The organism is Gammaproteobacteria bacterium (assembly GCA_029884425.1).
Taxonomy (GTDB): Bacteria; Pseudomonadota; Gammaproteobacteria; order S012-40; family S012-40; genus JAOUHV01.
Genome location: JAOUHV010000058.1, coordinates 1 through 17,211, shown reverse-complemented (window position 1 = coordinate 17,211; position 17,211 = coordinate 1). Strand labels below are relative to the sequence as shown.

At 55.7% G+C, this 17,211-nt stretch carries 16 protein-coding genes; 4 read left to right on the top strand and 12 right to left on the bottom strand.

Going from position 1 to position 17,211, the window contains the following annotated elements:
• The 3 genes from OEW58_12555 to OEW58_12545 all read left to right on the top strand — a co-directional run.
• Nucleotides 1-408: hypothetical protein (locus tag OEW58_12555; protein MDH5302181.1), on the top strand; the 408-nt coding region annotated here is incomplete at its 5' end.
• A gap of 222 nt (nt 409-630) precedes the next feature.
• Complete coding sequence (locus OEW58_12550) at nt 631-2,241, top strand: iron ABC transporter permease (protein ID MDH5302180.1); 1,611 nt, start codon at nt 631-633, stop codon at nt 2,239-2,241.
• Nucleotides 2,228-3,292, top strand: a complete 1,065-nt coding sequence (locus OEW58_12545) for an ABC transporter ATP-binding protein (protein ID MDH5302179.1) — start codon at nt 2,228-2,230, stop codon at nt 3,290-3,292. The genes OEW58_12550 and OEW58_12545 overlap by 14 nt, the downstream gene beginning before the upstream one ends.
• Before the next feature lie 52 nt (nt 3,293-3,344).
• Here the strand turns inward: OEW58_12545 and OEW58_12540 are convergent, their stop codons facing one another.
• The gene (locus tag OEW58_12540) at nt 3,345-3,776 is read right to left on the bottom strand and encodes a MarR family transcriptional regulator (protein MDH5302178.1); all 432 of its coding nucleotides are present in this window, start codon (nt 3,774-3,776) and stop codon (nt 3,345-3,347) included.
• A gap of 100 nt (nt 3,777-3,876) precedes the next feature.
• Between OEW58_12540 and ilvE the strand changes: the two genes are divergently transcribed.
• Nucleotides 3,877-4,749: a branched-chain-amino-acid transaminase gene (ilvE, locus tag OEW58_12535; protein ID MDH5302177.1), complete on the top strand. Its 873-nt coding sequence runs from the start codon at nt 3,877-3,879 to the stop codon at nt 4,747-4,749.
• A gap of 5 nt (nt 4,750-4,754) precedes the next feature.
• Here the strand turns inward: ilvE and ispF are convergent, their stop codons facing one another.
• The 11 genes from ispF to rnhB form a co-directional block, all read right to left on the bottom strand.
• On the bottom strand, nt 4,755-5,228 hold the full coding sequence (gene ispF, locus OEW58_12530) for a 2-C-methyl-D-erythritol 2,4-cyclodiphosphate synthase (protein MDH5302176.1): 474 nt from the start codon (nt 5,226-5,228) through the stop codon (nt 4,755-4,757).
• Nucleotides 5,228-5,923: a 2-C-methyl-D-erythritol 4-phosphate cytidylyltransferase gene (gene ispD / locus OEW58_12525; protein ID MDH5302175.1), complete on the bottom strand. Its 696-nt coding sequence runs from the start codon at nt 5,921-5,923 to the stop codon at nt 5,228-5,230. The genes ispF and ispD overlap by 1 nt, the downstream gene beginning before the upstream one ends.
• Nucleotides 5,920-6,192, bottom strand: a complete 273-nt coding sequence (ftsB, locus tag OEW58_12520) for a cell division protein FtsB (protein MDH5302174.1) — start codon at nt 6,190-6,192, stop codon at nt 5,920-5,922. Before ftsB ends, ispD begins: the two co-directional genes overlap by 4 nt.
• Before the next feature lie 86 nt (nt 6,193-6,278).
• On the bottom strand, nt 6,279-7,562 hold the full coding sequence (eno, locus tag OEW58_12515) for a phosphopyruvate hydratase (protein MDH5302173.1): 1,284 nt from the start codon (nt 7,560-7,562) through the stop codon (nt 6,279-6,281).
• Nucleotides 7,563-7,677: 115 nt separating this feature from the next.
• A complete protein-coding gene (gene kdsA, locus OEW58_12510) occupies nt 7,678-8,517 on the bottom strand; it encodes a 3-deoxy-8-phosphooctulonate synthase (GenBank protein ID MDH5302172.1) in 840 nt (279 codons plus the stop codon).
• Complete coding sequence (locus OEW58_12505) at nt 8,517-10,145, bottom strand: CTP synthase (GenBank protein MDH5302171.1); 1,629 nt, start codon at nt 10,143-10,145, stop codon at nt 8,517-8,519. The genes kdsA and OEW58_12505 overlap by 1 nt, the downstream gene beginning before the upstream one ends.
• A gap of 120 nt (nt 10,146-10,265) precedes the next feature.
• Nucleotides 10,266-11,594 carry a tRNA lysidine(34) synthetase TilS gene (gene tilS, locus OEW58_12500; protein MDH5302170.1) on the bottom strand — a complete coding sequence of 443 codons (1,329 nt, stop codon included), beginning with the start codon at nt 11,592-11,594 and terminating at the stop codon, nt 10,266-10,268.
• Between the two features lie 46 nt (nt 11,595-11,640).
• The gene (gene accA, locus OEW58_12495) at nt 11,641-12,600 is read right to left on the bottom strand and encodes an acetyl-CoA carboxylase carboxyl transferase subunit alpha (GenBank protein ID MDH5302169.1); all 960 of its coding nucleotides are present in this window, start codon (nt 12,598-12,600) and stop codon (nt 11,641-11,643) included.
• Between the two features lie 52 nt (nt 12,601-12,652).
• Nucleotides 12,653-16,111 (bottom strand): DNA polymerase III subunit alpha, encoded by a 3,459-nt coding sequence (gene dnaE, locus OEW58_12490; protein MDH5302168.1) that lies wholly within the window; start codon nt 16,109-16,111, stop codon nt 12,653-12,655.
• Between the two features lie 155 nt (nt 16,112-16,266).
• A complete protein-coding gene (locus OEW58_12485; protein MDH5302167.1) occupies nt 16,267-16,677 on the bottom strand; it encodes a gamma-glutamylcyclotransferase in 411 nt (136 codons plus the stop codon).
• Nucleotides 16,674-17,211: ribonuclease HII (rnhB, locus tag OEW58_12480; protein ID MDH5302166.1), on the bottom strand; the 538-nt coding region annotated here is incomplete at its 5' end. The genes rnhB and OEW58_12485, both read right to left, overlap by 4 nt.

The following is a 17,211-nucleotide window of genomic DNA, read 5'->3' as shown; positions in this document are numbered from 1 at the left end:
AAATTTGAATTTTTAACCTCACCAGACCTTAGTTTCACCATAGCTCCCAAAAGCCATGTGCGCCTTACCGGAGATTTTCGGATGAATCAATTTCGCGATGCGCGTGACATCATTTTCGAACTGGCACTGGCATACCGCCCCTACACCGATCAGGATGAATTTGGCGACTTTGCAGGTATATCCGTCGGCATAAAAAATGACAACTTCGGCGCATTCAAACTGGGAAATAAAGCCGAAACTGAATCAATCGAAGTACACTACTACGCACTGTTCGCCGCAGTGGACATATCTGTGGTAAAAGTCAGCGCCGGCCATACCTTTGGTGGCCGAACACTTTATCGCGAGACCATTAAACAAGACATGGGAGAGGGATATTTCGTCACCGTCCAGGGGATGTATCCGTTTTAGATATTCATGACTCATTATTGAGATAGACATTCAGAGCCATTAGTCATGTGTAACCATCCCCTAAATATCCCAGCCTAGCGAAAAACTGGTCGGCATCGCTTGATTGCAAACCAGTTTTTCATAATAATGAGAATCATTTTTATTTGTGCAGTACATGATCACACACCGCCGTAACCCAGCCACTCCCAGACAGGAACCCGCCGCGTGAGCCTCGCAACCCAGATGACGCGATCGGTCACCCGCCGCGGTTGGCGCAGTGCCGCCATGTTGATTTCACTGGCGGTACTCATGCCGGTCGCAGTGATTTTGTGGTCGCTGCTCTCGCCCGACCCCGACACCTGGAATCACCTGCGCGAACATCTGTTGTGGGAACTGGTCAACAACACGTTCTGGCTGGTGCTGGGCACCGCGACCGGCACGCTGGTCATTGGCGTGTCCTTGGCTTGGCTCACGGCGGTGTGCGATTTTCCAGGACGCAAGATTTTTTCCTGGGCCTTGATGCTGCCTCTGGCCGTGCCCGCCTATGTCACCGCCTTTGTTTTGGTCGGCCTACTCGATTTTACCGGGCCGCTGCAAACCTGGTTGCGTGACGCCGGCATCGCCTGGCAACCACCAAATATCCGCTCCCGTGGTGGCGCCATTCTGGTAATGGTGCTGGCGTTTTATCCCTATGTGTACCTGATTGCCCGCAACGCGTTTGCCACCCAGGGCAAACGTGCGCTCGAAGCGGCACAATCGCTGGGCTACAGCGTACGTGCCGGTTTTTTCAAAGTGGCACTGCCCATGGCGCGGCCGTGGATTATCGGTGGGGTGATGCTGGTCATCATGGAGACCCTGGCGGATTTTGGCACTGTCTCGGTGTTTAACTACAACACCTTCACTACCGGTATTTACAAGGCCTGGTTTTCGATGTTTTCGTTGCCAGCCGCCTCACAACTGGCTTCGCTGCTAATCCTGCTGGTGTTCGTCATTGTGCTGCTCGAGCAACAGGCCCGTGCGCGTATGCGCTACACCGCCATCGGCAAAACCTCCGGCGAACAACCGCGCCTTCAGCTGCGCGGAGGCAAAGCCTGGGCAGCAACCATTTTTGCCGGCAGCGTGTTGCTGCTCGCCTTCATCATCCCGATGACACAATTGCTGCTGTGGGCCAAAACGGTCGTTTCCCAGGATCTGGACACTCGCTATTTCGAATTTCTCTGGCACTCGTTGATGCTGTCAGGCATGGCCGCCGTGCTGGTGGCTGGCGCTGCCATGATTCTCGCGCTGGCTAATCGCTATCATCAGGACTGGCTGACTCGCGCCATGGTGCGCATCGCCACGCTCGGCTACGCCCTGCCCGGTCCGGTACTGGCGGTCGGCGCATTTATTCCCATTGCCTGGTTTGATAACCAGCTCAAAGCCGCGCTCAACTATTTTGGTTTCGACGTCGGACTGATTCTGCAAGGCACACTGTTCACCATGCTTATCGCCCTGTGCGTGCGTTTCATGGCGGTGGGGTTCAGCCCCATCGACGGCAATCTGCAACGCATTACCCGCTCCATTGATGAGTCCGCGCAATCGCTGGGCATCAGCAATCTGCAAATTGTGCGACGCGTGCATGTGCCGATTTTGCGCGGCGGGCTGTTCACCGCCATGGCACTGGTGTTTGTCGACGTGATGAAAGAAATGCCCATCACCCTGATGACCCGACCGTTTGGTTGGGACACCCTGGCCATACGCGTATTTGAAATGACTTCCGAAGGCGAATGGGAGCGTGCGGCGCTGCCCTCTGTCGCCATTGTGCTTGCCGGCTTAATCCCAATTCTGTTGATGAATCGCCATGCCCAACACTGATTTTTTACTGACACTCGACCGTATTTCGCAGCGCTTTGGTGACCGACAAATCGTGCAGCAGATGAGCTTTGCCTTGCGCAGCGGCGACATCGGCTGCTTGCTGGGCCCTTCTGGTTGCGGCAAAACCACCGCACTGCGCTGCATCGCCGGGTTTGAACAACTGCACCATGGCAGCATCACCCTGGGCAACCAGGTCATCGCCAGCCACGACATCCACATGCCTGCGCAAAACCGGCACATCGGCATGGTGTTCCAGGATTATGCGCTGTTCCCGCACCTGACCGCTGCGCAAAATATTGCCTTTGGTCTGCACAAACAAAGCAAGGCCGAGCAGCAAAAACGCATTGCCGAAATGCTGGAACTGGTCGGTCTGGAATCGTCCGCCAAACTTTATCCGCACGAATTATCCGGCGGACAACAACAGCGTATTGCGTTGGCACGCGCCCTGGCACCTCGCCCCAAACTGCTGTTACTGGACGAACCGTTTTCCAATCTGGATATCAGCCTGCGCGAACGCTTGTGCATGGATGTGCGCGCCATCCTCAAACAGGAAAACACCACCGCCATCATGGTCACCCACGATCAGGAAGAAGCGTTCATGATTGCCGACATCATCGGCGTCATGGCCGATGGCAAACTGCAGCAATGGGACTCGGCCTATAATCTCTATCATCGACCAGCCAATCGATTCGTTGCTGACTTCATTGGCGAGGGCGCATTTTTGCCAGGCAAGGTTGTCGGTGACAGCAAAGTATCGGTTGAACTGGGCACCATCGAAGGTGAGTTTGATCAGAATTGCCAACTCGGCTGCGATGTGGAAGTGCTGCTGCGCCCGGATGATGTGGTCCACGACGACCACAGCTCGCTACAAGCCATTGTGGCAACCAAGGCATTCCGAGGCGCGATGATTTTATACACGCTGACCCTGCCCAGTGGCCGTGAAATTTTGTCACTGGTACCCAGCCATCACAACCACTGCATCGGCAAGCCCATCGGCATTCGCCTGGATACCGATCACGTAATCACTTTCGCCGCGAGTGGAACTGAGTAACACTCGCGATCGGGTCAGCCTGCCAGACATCGCCAGCAAGCCCTCATCCTCATCAATCAAATCGGGCATCAGCAACGAGTTGCATTACCCGTTGCCAGGCATCCACGTCTGCCTGACTGCTTTCGGCAAACACCTGCGCCAAACGACGTCGCTGTTCGCCCGTCAACTGCCGCTCCAGTGCCTCACCTTGCGCTGTCAACTGTAACCGCTTGACGCGCCTGTCCTGCGGGTCGGTCTCGGTGGCAATCAGTCCGCGTTCCACCAGTTCTTTCAACGGCCGGTTGAGGTACTGCTTGCTCACCGCCAGGATGCGCAGCAGATCATTGACGCTGAGGCCGGCATTCCGCCCCACAAAATACAGTATCCGATGATGAGTCCGAGCCAACCCCATTTGCGCCAGGATGGCATCGGGCTTGGCGATGATGGCGCGAAAACCAAAGTGAATCGCTTCCAGCGCCTGATTCAGTGCTTGTTCTTGGGACATGGCCACTCGATTTAGGTCATCTATATTGACGTATTATACAAAACAAGCCAGGATTTAATAGGTCAATAGTATTGACATTAATCCACAAGGAACTATCTCTATGAATACTCAGGCAGTTTGCTGGATCAATGGCCACATCGTCCCCGCTGACCAGGCACAGGTGTCGGTGTTTGATCATGGTCTGCTGTACGGCGATGGCGTTTTTGAAGGACTGCGATTCTACTCGGGCAAAATCTTCCGCCTGCAGGAGCACCTGCAACGGCTGGAATATTCCGCCCGTGCCATTGCCCTGCCCATGCCGCTATCGGCGGAGGAACTGAGCCGGGCACTGCATGACACGGTTGCCGCCTTTGCCGGCGACAACGGCTATCTGCGACTGGTGATCACCCGTGGCGAAGGCCCGCTTGGCATTGATCCACGCCCATGCCGGCAACCCACCGTATTCATCATTGCCGACCAACTGAGCATGATCAGCGACAGCATCCGTCGCCAAGGCGCGCGCCTGATCATCGCCAGCACGCGCCGACTGGCCGCTGATGGTCTGGATCCCCGCATCAAGAGTTTGAATTATCTGAATCACATTCTGGCGCGGATGGAGGCCAACCATGCCCAGGCAGACGAGGCGATTTTGCTGAATAATGTTGGCCGTGTTGCCGAAGGCACGGCAGATAATATTTTTATCGCGAAATCCGGTCAGCTACTGACACCACCGGTCACCGAAGGCGCGCTGCAGGGCATTACCCGCGACGCGATTTTGCAACTGGCCGCTGCCGCCGGAATAACCCATGCGGAAACGCCCTTGGGCCCCTATGATTTGTACACTGCGGATGAATGTTTTCTCACCGGCACCGGTGCGGAATTAATTCCAGTGCGTGAAATTGATGGGCGACCATTGGCGCAGTGTCCCGGGCCAGTGTTCAGCGATTTATCCGCGCGTTTTCAGCAACTGGTGCATGCCCATGCGATACCATAAGCCCCCTATCGGGCGCAAAGCAGCACCACAGCGTGCGCAGAGATTCCTTTTTGTTCGCCTTCAAAACCCAGTTTTTCCGTGGTGGTCGCTTTGACGTTGATCTGATCGTTGGCCACTTTCAAATCCGCGGCAATGTTGCTGACCATTTGCGGAATGTGCGGCGCAAGTTTGGGTTTTTGCGCAACCACCGTGGCGTCAACATTGCCGACCACGTAGCCCTTTTGCTCCAGCAAACCTTGCACATGACGCAGTAAAATGCGGCTGTCGATGTCTTTAAAATCTGCCGAGGTATCAGGAAAATGCTTGCCGATATCACCCATCGCCGCTGCACCTAACAGCGCATCGCAAATCGCGTGCAGCAACACGTCGGCATCAGAGTGACCTGCCAATCCCAGGGTGTGCGGCACATCGACACCACCGATAATCAGTTTGCGATTTTCCACCAACGCATGAACATCATAGCCGTGACCAATGCGCATCAAACACCTCGTTGATTGTTCAGATACATTTCCGCCCAACGCAAATCTTGCGGGTGGGTGATTTTGATATTGTCAGCCTGACCTTCGACCATAACCGGCTGGATGCCAATTCGCTCCATGGCCGACGCTTCATCCGTGACCAGGGCGTTGTCGTCTATCGCCTGTTGCAATGCGTCGAGCAATTGTCCCAGCCGAAACATCTGCGGGGTTAACGCGCGCCACAAACCGCTGCGATCAACCGTGCGTTGCACTTTATTTTTTTTATCGCAGAATTTGATGGTGTCAGCCACTGGCAGACCGAGCAACCCGCCGTCGGTGTTGTTCAATTCGGAGATCAGTTTGTCGATGTCTTGATGCTGCAAACAGGGACGGGCTGCGTCATGCACCAACACCCAGTCTGTCGCCTTTGCCTGCGTAGCCAGTTTTTTCAAACCTTTGAGCACCGAATGGCAACGCTCATCACCACCATCGGCAACAAAAATCGGCAAGCGAGTATCCAGTTTCAGCGTTGGCCAATAGGCGTCACCGGCAGACACGGCAACCACCACGCCCTTGATTTGAGGATGAGTGGCCAAGCGTTCCAGAGTGTGCTGCAAAATGGTTTTGCCGGATAATTCGAGATACTGTTTTGGCCGGTCGGCGCGCATACGGCTGCCCACGCCGGCGGCGGGAACCACTGCCCAGTAGTGACTCATTCTTCGATCACCTGATAGAACGTTTCACCTTGATGAATCATGCCCAGCTCGGCGCGGGCACGCTCTTCTATTGCCGCCTTGCCTTCTTTGAGGTCATCGACTTCCGCCGCCAGTGCGCGATTGCGCTCGGCCAGCACTTCGTTTTCTTGGCTTTGTTGTTCGACGGCTTGATTAAGTTGCCAAAGCGAAGGCACGCTGCCACCTCCCAACCACAACGAGGCCTGCAACATCAACAGCAGTACAACGAACACAGCAATCAGTATTTTCATGGCGACAGTATAGCGTTTTTGCATTTTTCGGTGGCGAAAAAAAACGGCGGGATACCCGCCGTTTTGTCTGTTCAGACAGCCAACTTTTATTTCAAGTTGTAGAACGCAGACTTGCCCGCATACTTGGCGTCTTCACCCAGTGCTTCTTCAATGCGCAGCAACTGGTTGTACTTGGCCAGACGGTCAGAACGTGACATGGAGCCCGTCTTGATCTGGCCTGTCGCTGTGGCTACTGCCAGGTCAGCGATAGTGGTGTCTTCAGTTTCACCGGAACGGTGAGACATAACCGCAGTATAGTTCGCCTTCTTGGCCATAGCGATGGCTTCCAGCGTCTCGCTCAGGGTGCCGATCTGGTTCACTTTGATCAGGATGGAGTTGGCAATGGATTTATCAATGCCTTCCTTCAGGATCGCAGGATTGGTTACGAACAGATCGTCACCGACCAACTGTACTTTGCCAGCCATGCGCTCGGTCAGCAGTTTCCAGCCAGCCCAATCGTCTTCGGCCATGCCGTCTTCGATGGACACGATGGGGTACTTGTCGACCCAGTTGGCCAGGTAGTCAACGAACTCAGCGCTGGTCAGCGACTTGCCTTCAGAGGCCAGTTCGTACTTACCGTTTTTGTAGAATTCAGAAGAGGCAACGTCCACACCCAGTACCACGTCTACGCCAGCCTTGTAGCCAGCCTTTTCGATGGACTCCAGGATTACCGTGATGGCTTCTTCGTTGGATTTCAGGTCAGGGGCGAAACCGCCTTCATCACCCACCGCCGTGTTCAGACCGCGCTTGTGCAGTACTTTTTTCAGCGAGTGGAAAATTTCTGCGCCGTAACGCAGTGCTTCGCTGAACGTCGGCGCACCGATAGGCAGAATCATGAATTCCTGCACGTCGATGTTGTTGTCAGCGTGGCAACCACCGTTGATGATGTTCATCATCGGTACGGGCAGCAACGCTTCAGTATGTTCACCCAGGTATTGGTACAACGCCATGCCCGCTTCTTTGGCAGCCGCATGTGCAGTCGCCAGGGAAACAGCCAGAATCGCGTTAGCGCCCAGACGACCCTTGTTGTGGGTACCGTCCAGTTCGATCATAGTCTTGTCGATCAGTGACTGAGCAGTCACGTCTTTGCCAACCAAGGCATTTTTGATCGGGCCATTTACATTGGCCACGGCCTTGCGTACGCCTTTACCGCCGTAACGCTTGGGGTCTTCATCACGCAGCTCAACTGCTTCGCGTGAACCGGTAGAAGCACCGGATGGAACCGCAGCACGACCCATGGTGCCGGTATCCAGAATGACGTCGGCCTCAACAGTGGGATTACCACGGGAATCGATAATCTCACGAGCACGAATATCAACAATCTTAGCCATTATTACTCCAACTTGTTTGCCAAGGCCTGCATTCTGTCAGTTCTGCCGGACTGCTGCTTCCGCATTCCGGGCAACCAGGCCTGTGATTCATTTATACCCTTTTAAGCAGGGCGCATTATCCAAGAAATTGGGCTTCAGGAAAAGGCCTGGATTTCACCTGTTTATCCAGTAGTTGCAACATTTCCAACAAATCAGCCATCAGATGCAGCGGCCAGGCGTTGGGACCATCGCTGTGAGCCTTTTCCGGATCGGGATGAGTCTCCATGAACAGTCCAGAAATACCCGCAGCCACTGCCGCGCGCGCCAGTACTGGCACGAATTCACGTTGACCACCTGAGCGACTGCCCTGCCCACCGGGCTGCTGCACCGAATGGGTCGCATCGAACACCACCGGGCAACGGGTTTCGCGCATCACCGCCAGGCCGCGCATGTCGGAAATCAGGGTGTTGTAGCCAAACGAAGCACCGCGTTCGCACACCATGATCTGCGAATTACCCACGGCACGGGCTTTTTCCACCACGTTTTTCATGTCCCAAGGGGCCATGAACTGACCTTTTTTAATATTGACCGGTTTGCCCTGACGCGCCACGTTCTGAATGAAATTGGTCTGGCGACACAAGAACGCCGGGGTCTGTAAAATGTCGACAACCGCCGCAACTTCGTCCAACGGCGTGTCTTCGTGCACGTCGGTAATCACCGGCACGCCGATCTGATCCTTCACCGCCTGCAAAATACGCAGACCTTCCTCCAGACCAGGGCCGCGTGGCGTGTTGTGCGACGAGCGGTTGGCCTTGTCGAACGAGGATTTGTAGACAAACGGCATACCCAGTTTGGAAGTCATCTCCTTGAGGGCGCCGGCAGTATCGATGGCCAACTGCTCGGACTCGATCACGCAGGGACCGGCCAGCAGGAACAGAGGCTGGTCCAGGCCAGCCTCGAAACCACAAATTTTCATTAATTTCCTTCCTTATGGGCGCGGGCTGCTGCCACAAACCCCTTGAACAACGGATGACCGTCACGCGGATTGGAAGTGAATTCCGGGTGGAACTGACAGGCCACAAACCAGGGATGTGAAGAAATTTCCACCACCTCCACCAATTTACCATCCATCGACACGCCGGACACTTTCATGCCCGCGCCTTCCAGCGACTGACGGTAATTGTTATTGAATTCATAACGGTGGCGGTGACGTTCTTCCACCACTTCGCGGGCATACAGGTCACGCACCTTGGTGTCAGGCAGCAAACGGCATTGCTGTGCCCCCAAACGCATGGTGCCACCCAGATCAGAATCCTGGCCGCGACGCTCCACACCACCTTCGGCGGTGGTCCACTCAGTGATCAGACCAATCACCTGATTGGTGGAGCGTGGGGCAAATTCACTGCTGTGCGCGTCTTTCAGACCGACCACGTTGCGGGCGAACTCAACCACGGCCATCTGCATCCCCAGACAAATGCCCAGGTAAGGAATGTTGTTTTCACGGGCGTATTGCACCGTGCGAATCTTGCCTTCGACGCCGCGTTCGCCAAAGCCGCCGGGCACCAGAATGGCATCCACGTCTTTCAGGCAGTCGGTGCCATCGGTTTCGATGTCTTCGGAATCAATGTAGATGATTTTGACCTTGGTGCGGGTGTGAATACCGCCGTGGGTCAACGCCTCAGCGATGGACTTGTAGGCGTCTTCCAGACCGACGTACTTGCCCACCATGGCGATGGTGACGTTTTGTTCGGGGTTGCTCATGGTGTTGACCACGTGATCCCACTCGGACAAATTCGCCTTGGGCGGATCAATGCGGAAATGGTCCACCACGATCTGGTCCAGATGCTGTTCATGCAGCACGCGTGGAATTTTGTAGATGTTATCCACGTCGTAGGCAGAAATCACCGAACGCTCTTCAACGTTGGTGAACAGCGCGATTTTACGACGCTCGGAATCGGCAATCGGCATTTCCGAACGGCAAACCAGCACGTCTGGCTGAATGCCGATGCTACGCAATTCCTTGACCGAATGCTGGGTCGGTTTGGTTTTCACTTCACCGGCGGTAGCCACATAGGGCAACAGGGTCAAGTGGATGTACATCGCATTGCTGCGACCCATTTCCACGCCCAGCTGGCGAATGGTTTCCAGGAACGGCAATGACTCGATGTCACCGACCGTACCGCCTACTTCCACCAGCGCCACGTCCGCGCCGGCCGCGCCAGCAATAATGCTGCGCTTGATTTCATCGGTGATGTGCGGAATAACCTGGACAGTCGCGCCCAGATAGTCGCCGCGACGCTCTTTGCGAATCACGTGCTCATAGATACGACCAGCAGTGAAATTGTTCATGCGACCAGTCGTGGTACGCACAAAACGCTCGTAATGACCTAGATCCAGGTCGGTCTCAGCGCCGTCATGGGTCACATACACTTCACCGTGCTGAAACGGGCTCATGGTGCCGGGATCGACGTTGATGTAGGGATCGAGCTTAATCAGGGTGACTTTCAGACCGCGGGCCTCAAGAATGGCGCCCAACGAGGCTGATGCGATCCCTTTACCGAGAGCAGAAACAACACCCCCGGTGACAAATACGTACTTAGTCATGCACGGCTTCTTTTGGTTTGGAAGGGTTAAACGGACGGTGCCACAGTTTAGCAAAAACGGACTTTTGGCTCAATGAAAAACCCGCAATAGTGAGCGAAGTCGCTGTTGCACCAACGAGAATCAGCTCAGTGAAGCCAGCTCGACAATCAAACCGGCTTCATTGTGATCGGCAGCAAAATCGGCGCTGATCCAGTGCCCGACCACTGCTGCCAACTGCTCATCGACAAACAGCAGCGCCAGTTGCTGGCGCTCCCAGGGCGGCAAACCTGCCGCCTGCAGCAGTTTTTTTAGACTGTGGTGATGATCGCGACCGGGCAGGCGCAGGCTCTCGCCGCCCTGACGCGGCCGCACACTGATCGCGCCTTGCAGCTTGGCCAGCGACAAACCCCGCCCCGGCATTTTTTTGCTGACCAACTGTCGCCCGCCCCAGGTCAATGGCTGGGTCAGATCCCAGACTTTGATCTGCAGCGGTTCATTTTCCTGCGGCAGCAGATACAACTGCCCCTGGAAACGACGCATCTGCACCCCGCCCCAGCGCACGCAGGGTTCAGCATCTTCGGCGGAAGTCAGCAAGTCGTGCAAAATGTGCTGCAACTGACGCTCAGAAGGCAGCGGACAACGGCTTTGGCCGATCCACTCCAGCAGCACCTGCTTGCGACGAGGTTCCGGCAAGGACACCAACGCGGCAACGGACAAGGTCTCGCCCTGACGCACGCCGACCAAGTCAACTTGCGCCTGCCACGCCAGCAAATCCGCCGCTTCGGCACATAGCCGTGCCGACCGCGACAGCGTCGCCGCCATGGATGGCCAGCGCTGTTTGAGCAAAGGAATCACCTGCTGACGCAAAAAATTGCGGTCATACCGGCTGTCCGCATTACTTGGATCTTCCACCCATGCCAGCGAATGATCGGCGGCGTAGTGCTGCAATTGCGCACGACTGAAATCCAGCAGCGGCCGCAATTGCCAGCCAGGGCCAAACGCATTGATTGCCGGCATGGCCGCCAGACCACGCGGACCGCCGCCACGCAGCAGCTGTAACAACAAAGTTTCAGCCTGATCGTCTTGGTGTTGCGCGGTCAGCAGCACCTCGCCCGGCAACATCCGCTGCGCCAAGGCGGCATAACGGGCGCGACGGGCACTGTCCTCAGGGCCATGGCCGGCCTCCTGCCGCACCTGAACCGGCACCACCTCGCAGGAAATATGTCGCTGCTGACACTGCTGCAGACAAAACTCACCCCAACGGGCACTGTCGGCCTGCAAGCCATGATCGATGTAAATGGCCCGCAGCGGCGCATCCAACGGTGTTCCGGCAAGCAAGTCCAGCAACACCACAGAATCCAGACCACCACTGAGCGCCAACAAATAGCCGCTCACCGGCTCGGCCTGATCACGCCCGGCGAGCAGGTTTTGCAGAATCAAATGAAATGAGGAAGGCGATAAAAATGACATGACTTAAAAACAATTCAGCCGGTACAAGACCGGCTGAACATCGTGATCAAACAGTTTTGAACGTGCCATGCTTCATCAGCCGCTGGTAGCGTCGCTCCAGTAAGGTTTCGGTAGGCAAACTACGCAACTGGTCAAAACTTTTCACCAGGGTTTCTTTCACCTTCAACGCGATCTGATCGACATTGCGGTGCGCAGAACCCAGTGGCTCCTCGATAATTTCATCGATCAGGCCCAGTGACTTCAAACGATCAGAGGTAATGCCCAACGCCTCGGCAGCATCGCTGGCGCGCTCGGCACTCTTCCACAGAATGGAGGCACAACCTTCGGGCGAAATCACCGAGTAAGTGCTGTATTGCAGCATGTTGACGCGGTCACCCACACCAATCGCCAAGGCACCACCGGAACCACCTTCACCAATCACCGTAACGACGATGGGTGTGCGCAAATTGGACATTTCCAGCAGATTGCGCGCAATGGCCTCAGACTGGCCGCGCTCTTCCGCATCGATACCGGGATAGGCACCGGGCGTATCGATAAACGTGGCAATCGGCATTTTGAAACGCTCGGCCATGTGCATCAAACGCAGCGCCTTGCGATAACCTTCGGGACGCGGCATGCCGAAATTACGACGAACTTTCTCTTTGGTATCACGGCCTTTTTGCTGACCTATCACCATCACTGGACGACCGTTCAGACGAGCAATACCGCCCACGATGGCCGCATCGTCAGAAAACGCGCGATCGCCGTGCAATTCTTCAAAATCGGTAAAAATACGATTGATGTAATCCAGCGTGTACGGACGCTTGGGATGACGCGCCAACTGGGAAATCTGCCAGGGCGTCAATTTGGCAAAAATCTCCTTGGTGAGACTCTTGCACTTTGACTCCAGACGCTCGATCTCGTCGGAAATGTTAATTTCCGTGTCATGACCCACACGACGCAGCTCTTCGATCTTCGCTTCCAATTCGGCGATGGGCTGTTCAAAATCTAGATAGTTCAGAAACATAACTTCTCGCGGTAATACGGTGAGTTGCCGGCATTATACCTTGAATTGCCGACTAGTACTCAAGTTCTATGCAATCTTTCCCGGCCAGTTTGCGCAACTGTTCGATCAATTCCTCAGCAGGTCGAACGCGCCAGCCATCAGATAACGCCAATCTACCACGTCCATCAGGGCGAATGTAGTCTATGTACACCGGGCACCGTCCCTGCTGGTAAGGCCCCAGGGTTTGCGCCAATTGCTGGACAAAACCGTTCCCCGCCTGCTGTGCTTCCAGACGAATGACCAGTTTGCGCACCGCGTTTTCGCGCGCCTGATCCAGGGGAATCACTTCGTTGACGCCAACGCGCAACCCGCCGGAATACTCGTCATGACTGGCCTCGCCTTTCACGATCACGATGGTGTCTTTTACCAGCAGCGGCAGCAGTTCTTCCGGATTGCGAAACACGCCCACTTCGATTCGGCCGGTTTTGTCATCCAGCGTGGCAAACACCATGGTCTGGCCGCGCTTGTTTTTCATGGTGCGCACCGCCACCACCAATCCTGCCAGTGTCACCGGCCGTTTTTTGTCGGCAGTCAGTTTACCGATGCGCACGCTGGCCAAACGGCGGATTTCAGCTTCGCATTCGTCCAGCGGATGACCGCTGAGATAAAATCCCAGCACTTCACGCTCGTGATCCAGCCTTTCGCGCAAGCGCCACTCATCGACGACATCAAATGTTCCCTGCTCCTGAGTGGTGGTCGCTGCGGCGAAACCAAACATGTCATTCTGCCCCATGGCACTGGAGCGCCCGGCCTGATCGGCCAGTTGCAAAGCCTTGGGCAATGACGCCATCAATGAGGCGCGATTCGGTCCCATGCCGTCCATCGCGCCGCCACGAATCAGGGTTTCCAGGGTGCGCTTGTTGACCTTGCGTAAATCCACACGACGGCAGAATTCGAACAAATCCTTGAACGCGCCGTTGGCTTCACGCTCGGCGATGATGACCTCAATCGCCGCTTCGCCTACGCCTTTAAGAGCCCCCAGACCATAGCGAATGGTTTTATCTTCCGGCACGGTGAATTTGTACTGCGACAAATTGATGTCCGGCGGCAGGATGGTCAATTTCATCGCCATGGATTCTTCGATGAAGTTAACCACCTTGTCGGTGTTGTCCATGTCCGACGAGGTTACCGCTGCCATGAATTCTGCGGGATAGTAGGCTTTCAGCCAGGCGGTCTGATACGACACCAGCGCGTAAGCGGCCGAGTGCGATTTGTTAAAACCGTAGCCGGAGAAGTATTCCATCAAATCGAAGATCTGATTGGCGTTGGCTTCTTCCACACCGTTTTTCAGCGCACCCTCGAGGAAAATCTGCCGCTGCTTGGCCATTTCTTCCGGTTTTTTCTTACCCATGGCGCGACGCAGCATGTCAGCGCCGCCGAGAGTATAACCAGCCAGGATCTGCGCGATCTGCATTACCTGCTCCTGGTAGAGGATAACCCCGTAGGTGGGCTCCAATACTTCTTCGAGCTTGGGATGCGGATATTCGGCGGCCTTGCGCTTGTGCTTGACGTTGATGTAATCGTCCACCATGCCCGAGCCCAACGGACCGGGACGGAACAGCGCTACCAGGGCGACGATGTCTTCGAAATTATCCGGCTGCAGACGTTTGATCAGATCCTTCATGCCGCGCGATTCGAGCTGGAATACCGCCGTGGTCTGACAGGCTTTGAGCAGATCAAAGGTCTTGCTGTCATTAAGAGGGATGGCTTCGATGCGGATCGGTTCCTGCCCCTGCTTTTCACGACGGGCATTCACGGTTTTCAGTGCCCAGTCGATGATGGTCAGGGTGCGCAGACCCAGGAAGTCGAACTTCACCAGACCGACGCCCTCGACGTCGTCCTTGTCGAACTGGGTCACCAGACCGCCGCCACCTTCTTCACAGTACAGCGGCGCGAAGTCGGTCAGCTCGGTGGGCGCGATCACCACGCCCCCGGCGTGCTTGCCAGCGTTACGGGTAATGCCTTCGAGCTTGAGTGCCAGATCAATCAGAATTTTAACGTCTTCATCCGAGTCGTAGCGCTCCTGCAGCAGCGGCTCCTGCTCCAGCGCCTTGCTCAGGGTGATGCCTAATTCAAACGGAATCAGCTTGGCGATTTTGTCAACCATGCCATAGGGATGACCCAACGCACGGCCCACGTCACGCACCACCGCCTTGGCCGCCATGGAACCGTAGGTGATGATCTGCGACACCTTGTCGCGACCATAATGCTGTGCCACGTAGTCGATGACCCGATCGCGGCCTTCCATGCAGAAGTCGACGTCAAAGTCAGGCATGGACACACGTTCGGGATTCAAAAATCGCTCGAACAGCAGATCGTAGGCCAGCGGGTCCAGATCGGTAATGGTCAGCGCATATGCTACCAACGAGCCGGCACCGGAACCACGCCCCGGCCCCACCGGGATGCCGTTGCGCTTGGACCACTGGATAAAGTCGGCAACGATCAGAAAGTAGCCGGGAAATCCCATGTTGCAGATAACATCGAGTTCAATCTGCAGGCGCTCGTCATAGGGTTTGCGCTTGTCGGCAAAGTCCGGCGCATTGCGGTCAAACAGAAAACTGAGACGATCTTCCAGCCCTTTCCAGGACGCGACCCGAAAATATTCGTCAATGGTCATGCCCTCGGGCACGGGGAAGTCGGGCAGGAAGTATTTACCCAGGGTCACGTCGATGTTGCAGCGCTTGGCGATTTCCACCGTGTTGGTGATGGCCTCGGGGATGTCGGCAAACAGCTCGATCATCTCCTCGGGACTGCGTAAAAACTGTTGCTCGGAATAACGTTTGACCCGGCGTGGATCATCCAGTGACCGGCCTTCGTTGATGCAGACGCGCACCTCGTGGGCCTCAAAATCTTCCGCTTTGATAAACACCACGCCATTGGTCGCCACCACCGGCACGTTGTGCTCCATGGCCAGATCAACCGCCGCGTGCAGGTAGTCTTCCTCGTGGGCGCGGCCGGTGCGGGTCAGTTGCAGGAAATAATCGTCATTGAACAGGGTGCGCCAGTCGTCCAGCAGTCGCTGCGCATCCTGTTGATTGCCCGCCAGCAACGCCCGCCCCACATCCCCTTCGTGACCACCAGACAATGCGATCAACCCCTCGGTCATGCCCGTCATCCAGTCGCGCTGCACAATGGCGATGCCCCGGTGCTGCCCCTCGGTATACGAGCGCGACACCAGGCGGGATAAATTCAGATAGCCTTTTTTGTCCTTGCACAACATGATCAGACGGGTGGGCGCATCGTCCACCTGACCGCGACTGATCCAGACTTCAGCGCCAATGATGGGCTTGATGCCCGCGCCCATCGCTGCCTTATAGAATTTCACCATGCCGAACATGTTGGACTGGTCGGTCAATGCGACCGCCGGCATGTTTTTCTCCGCCACGGCCTTCATCAACGGCTTTATTCTGACGATGCCGTCCACCAGGGAGTATTCGGTATGTAGATGTAAATGAACGAATTTTTCGGGCATGTGGATACTATTGGCTATAGCCTGGGTCGGTTAGGATACCGCCCCAGCCTGTTTGGCTCAATGCCGGACTGCACTTTGAGCTTACAAAATAACCGCGTCCACTGGAGGGCGCGGATTGGTTCAAACGCGACCCACCACGAATCCGCGAAAGGTGTTTAAAAACTGTCCTGGAGGAACGTCGTGAGGTGCCTGGAACGAAACGCCTGCAACGTCCAGGGCTGATGAGTCAGCTGCGAGCGTGAACCTGATTTCAGCGTGTAAATCTGCGCTTCCAGAAAACCGCCTCGACCGGGCACAAAGACCTGTACCGACTGGCGCTGGTATTCCTCACCCTCGAAGGCATCCAGTTTCTGCCACATGCGTATATCAATTCCCTGATACAGGCGTCCGGGCAAACGCTTCCCCGCTTCAGCGCGGATACCGGGATAGGTCTGGTCACGCAGGTAATAGGCAGCGTGATCAGCTAACGATGCGGTCTGTGCCAAGCGCTTCTCACCACAAACCCGCTGAAAAACATCACCCAGTTGCAGGGTGCCGTAGCAAAATAAACAGCTTTGCGCACTCACGCGATTTCTCCTGCCAGAATTCTTTTCACCGGACCAAAACTGCGGCGATGCAGCGGCGTAATGCCCAACTGAGTTAACGCCTGCAAATGCTCCTGGGTGGGATAACCTTTGTGACCGGCAATGCCATAGCCCGGATACTGAACATCCAGTTGCTGCATTTCTCGATCGCGCGTCACTTTGGCGATGATGGACGCCGCCGCAATCGCTGCGACTTTGCTGTCCCCCTTCACCACTGCCGTCATCGGGTAAGGAAGATCCGGGCAACGATTGCCATCGACCATCACATGCTGCGGCTGTATTTTCAGTCCCAACACCGCTCGACGCATCGCCAGCATGGAGGCGTGCAAAATATTGAGCTGATCAATTTCCTCGACTTCTGCCCGTCCCAACGACCAGGCCAATGCCTTGTCGATAATTTCTGGATACAGCGCATCGCGTTTTTTTTCTGATAACTTTTTCGAGTCGGCCAAGCCGGAAATCGGCTTTGACGGATCAAGAATCACGGCGGCGGCAACCACCGCACCGATCAGCGGT

What these genes read in the sequence shown, in the direction of transcription:
- OEW58_12550 (MDH5302180.1), top strand. Translation starts at nt 631, where the DNA reads ATGACGCGATCGGTCACCCGCCGCGGTTGGCGCAGTGCCGCCATGTTG.
- OEW58_12545 (MDH5302179.1), top strand. Translation starts at nt 2,228, where the DNA reads ATGCCCAACACTGATTTTTTACTGACACTCGACCGTATTTCGCAGCGC.
- OEW58_12540 (MDH5302178.1), bottom strand. Translation starts at nt 3,776, where the DNA reads ATGTCCCAAGAACAAGCACTGAATCAGGCGCTGGAAGCGATTCACTTT.
- ilvE (MDH5302177.1), top strand. Translation starts at nt 3,877, where the DNA reads ATGAATACTCAGGCAGTTTGCTGGATCAATGGCCACATCGTCCCCGCT.
- ispF (MDH5302176.1), bottom strand. Translation starts at nt 5,228, where the DNA reads ATGCGCATTGGTCACGGCTATGATGTTCATGCGTTGGTGGAAAATCGC.
- ispD (MDH5302175.1), bottom strand. Translation starts at nt 5,923, where the DNA reads ATGAGTCACTACTGGGCAGTGGTTCCCGCCGCCGGCGTGGGCAGCCGT.
- ftsB (MDH5302174.1), bottom strand. Translation starts at nt 6,192, where the DNA reads ATGAAAATACTGATTGCTGTGTTCGTTGTACTGCTGTTGATGTTGCAG.
- eno (MDH5302173.1), bottom strand. Translation starts at nt 7,562, where the DNA reads ATGGCTAAGATTGTTGATATTCGTGCTCGTGAGATTATCGATTCCCGT.
- kdsA (MDH5302172.1), bottom strand. Translation starts at nt 8,517, where the DNA reads ATGAAAATTTGTGGTTTCGAGGCTGGCCTGGACCAGCCTCTGTTCCTG.
- OEW58_12505 (MDH5302171.1), bottom strand. Translation starts at nt 10,145, where the DNA reads ATGACTAAGTACGTATTTGTCACCGGGGGTGTTGTTTCTGCTCTCGGT.
- tilS (MDH5302170.1), bottom strand. Translation starts at nt 11,594, where the DNA reads ATGTCATTTTTATCGCCTTCCTCATTTCATTTGATTCTGCAAAACCTG.
- accA (MDH5302169.1), bottom strand. Translation starts at nt 12,600, where the DNA reads ATGTTTCTGAACTATCTAGATTTTGAACAGCCCATCGCCGAATTGGAA.
- dnaE (MDH5302168.1), bottom strand. Translation starts at nt 16,111, where the DNA reads ATGCCCGAAAAATTCGTTCATTTACATCTACATACCGAATACTCCCTG.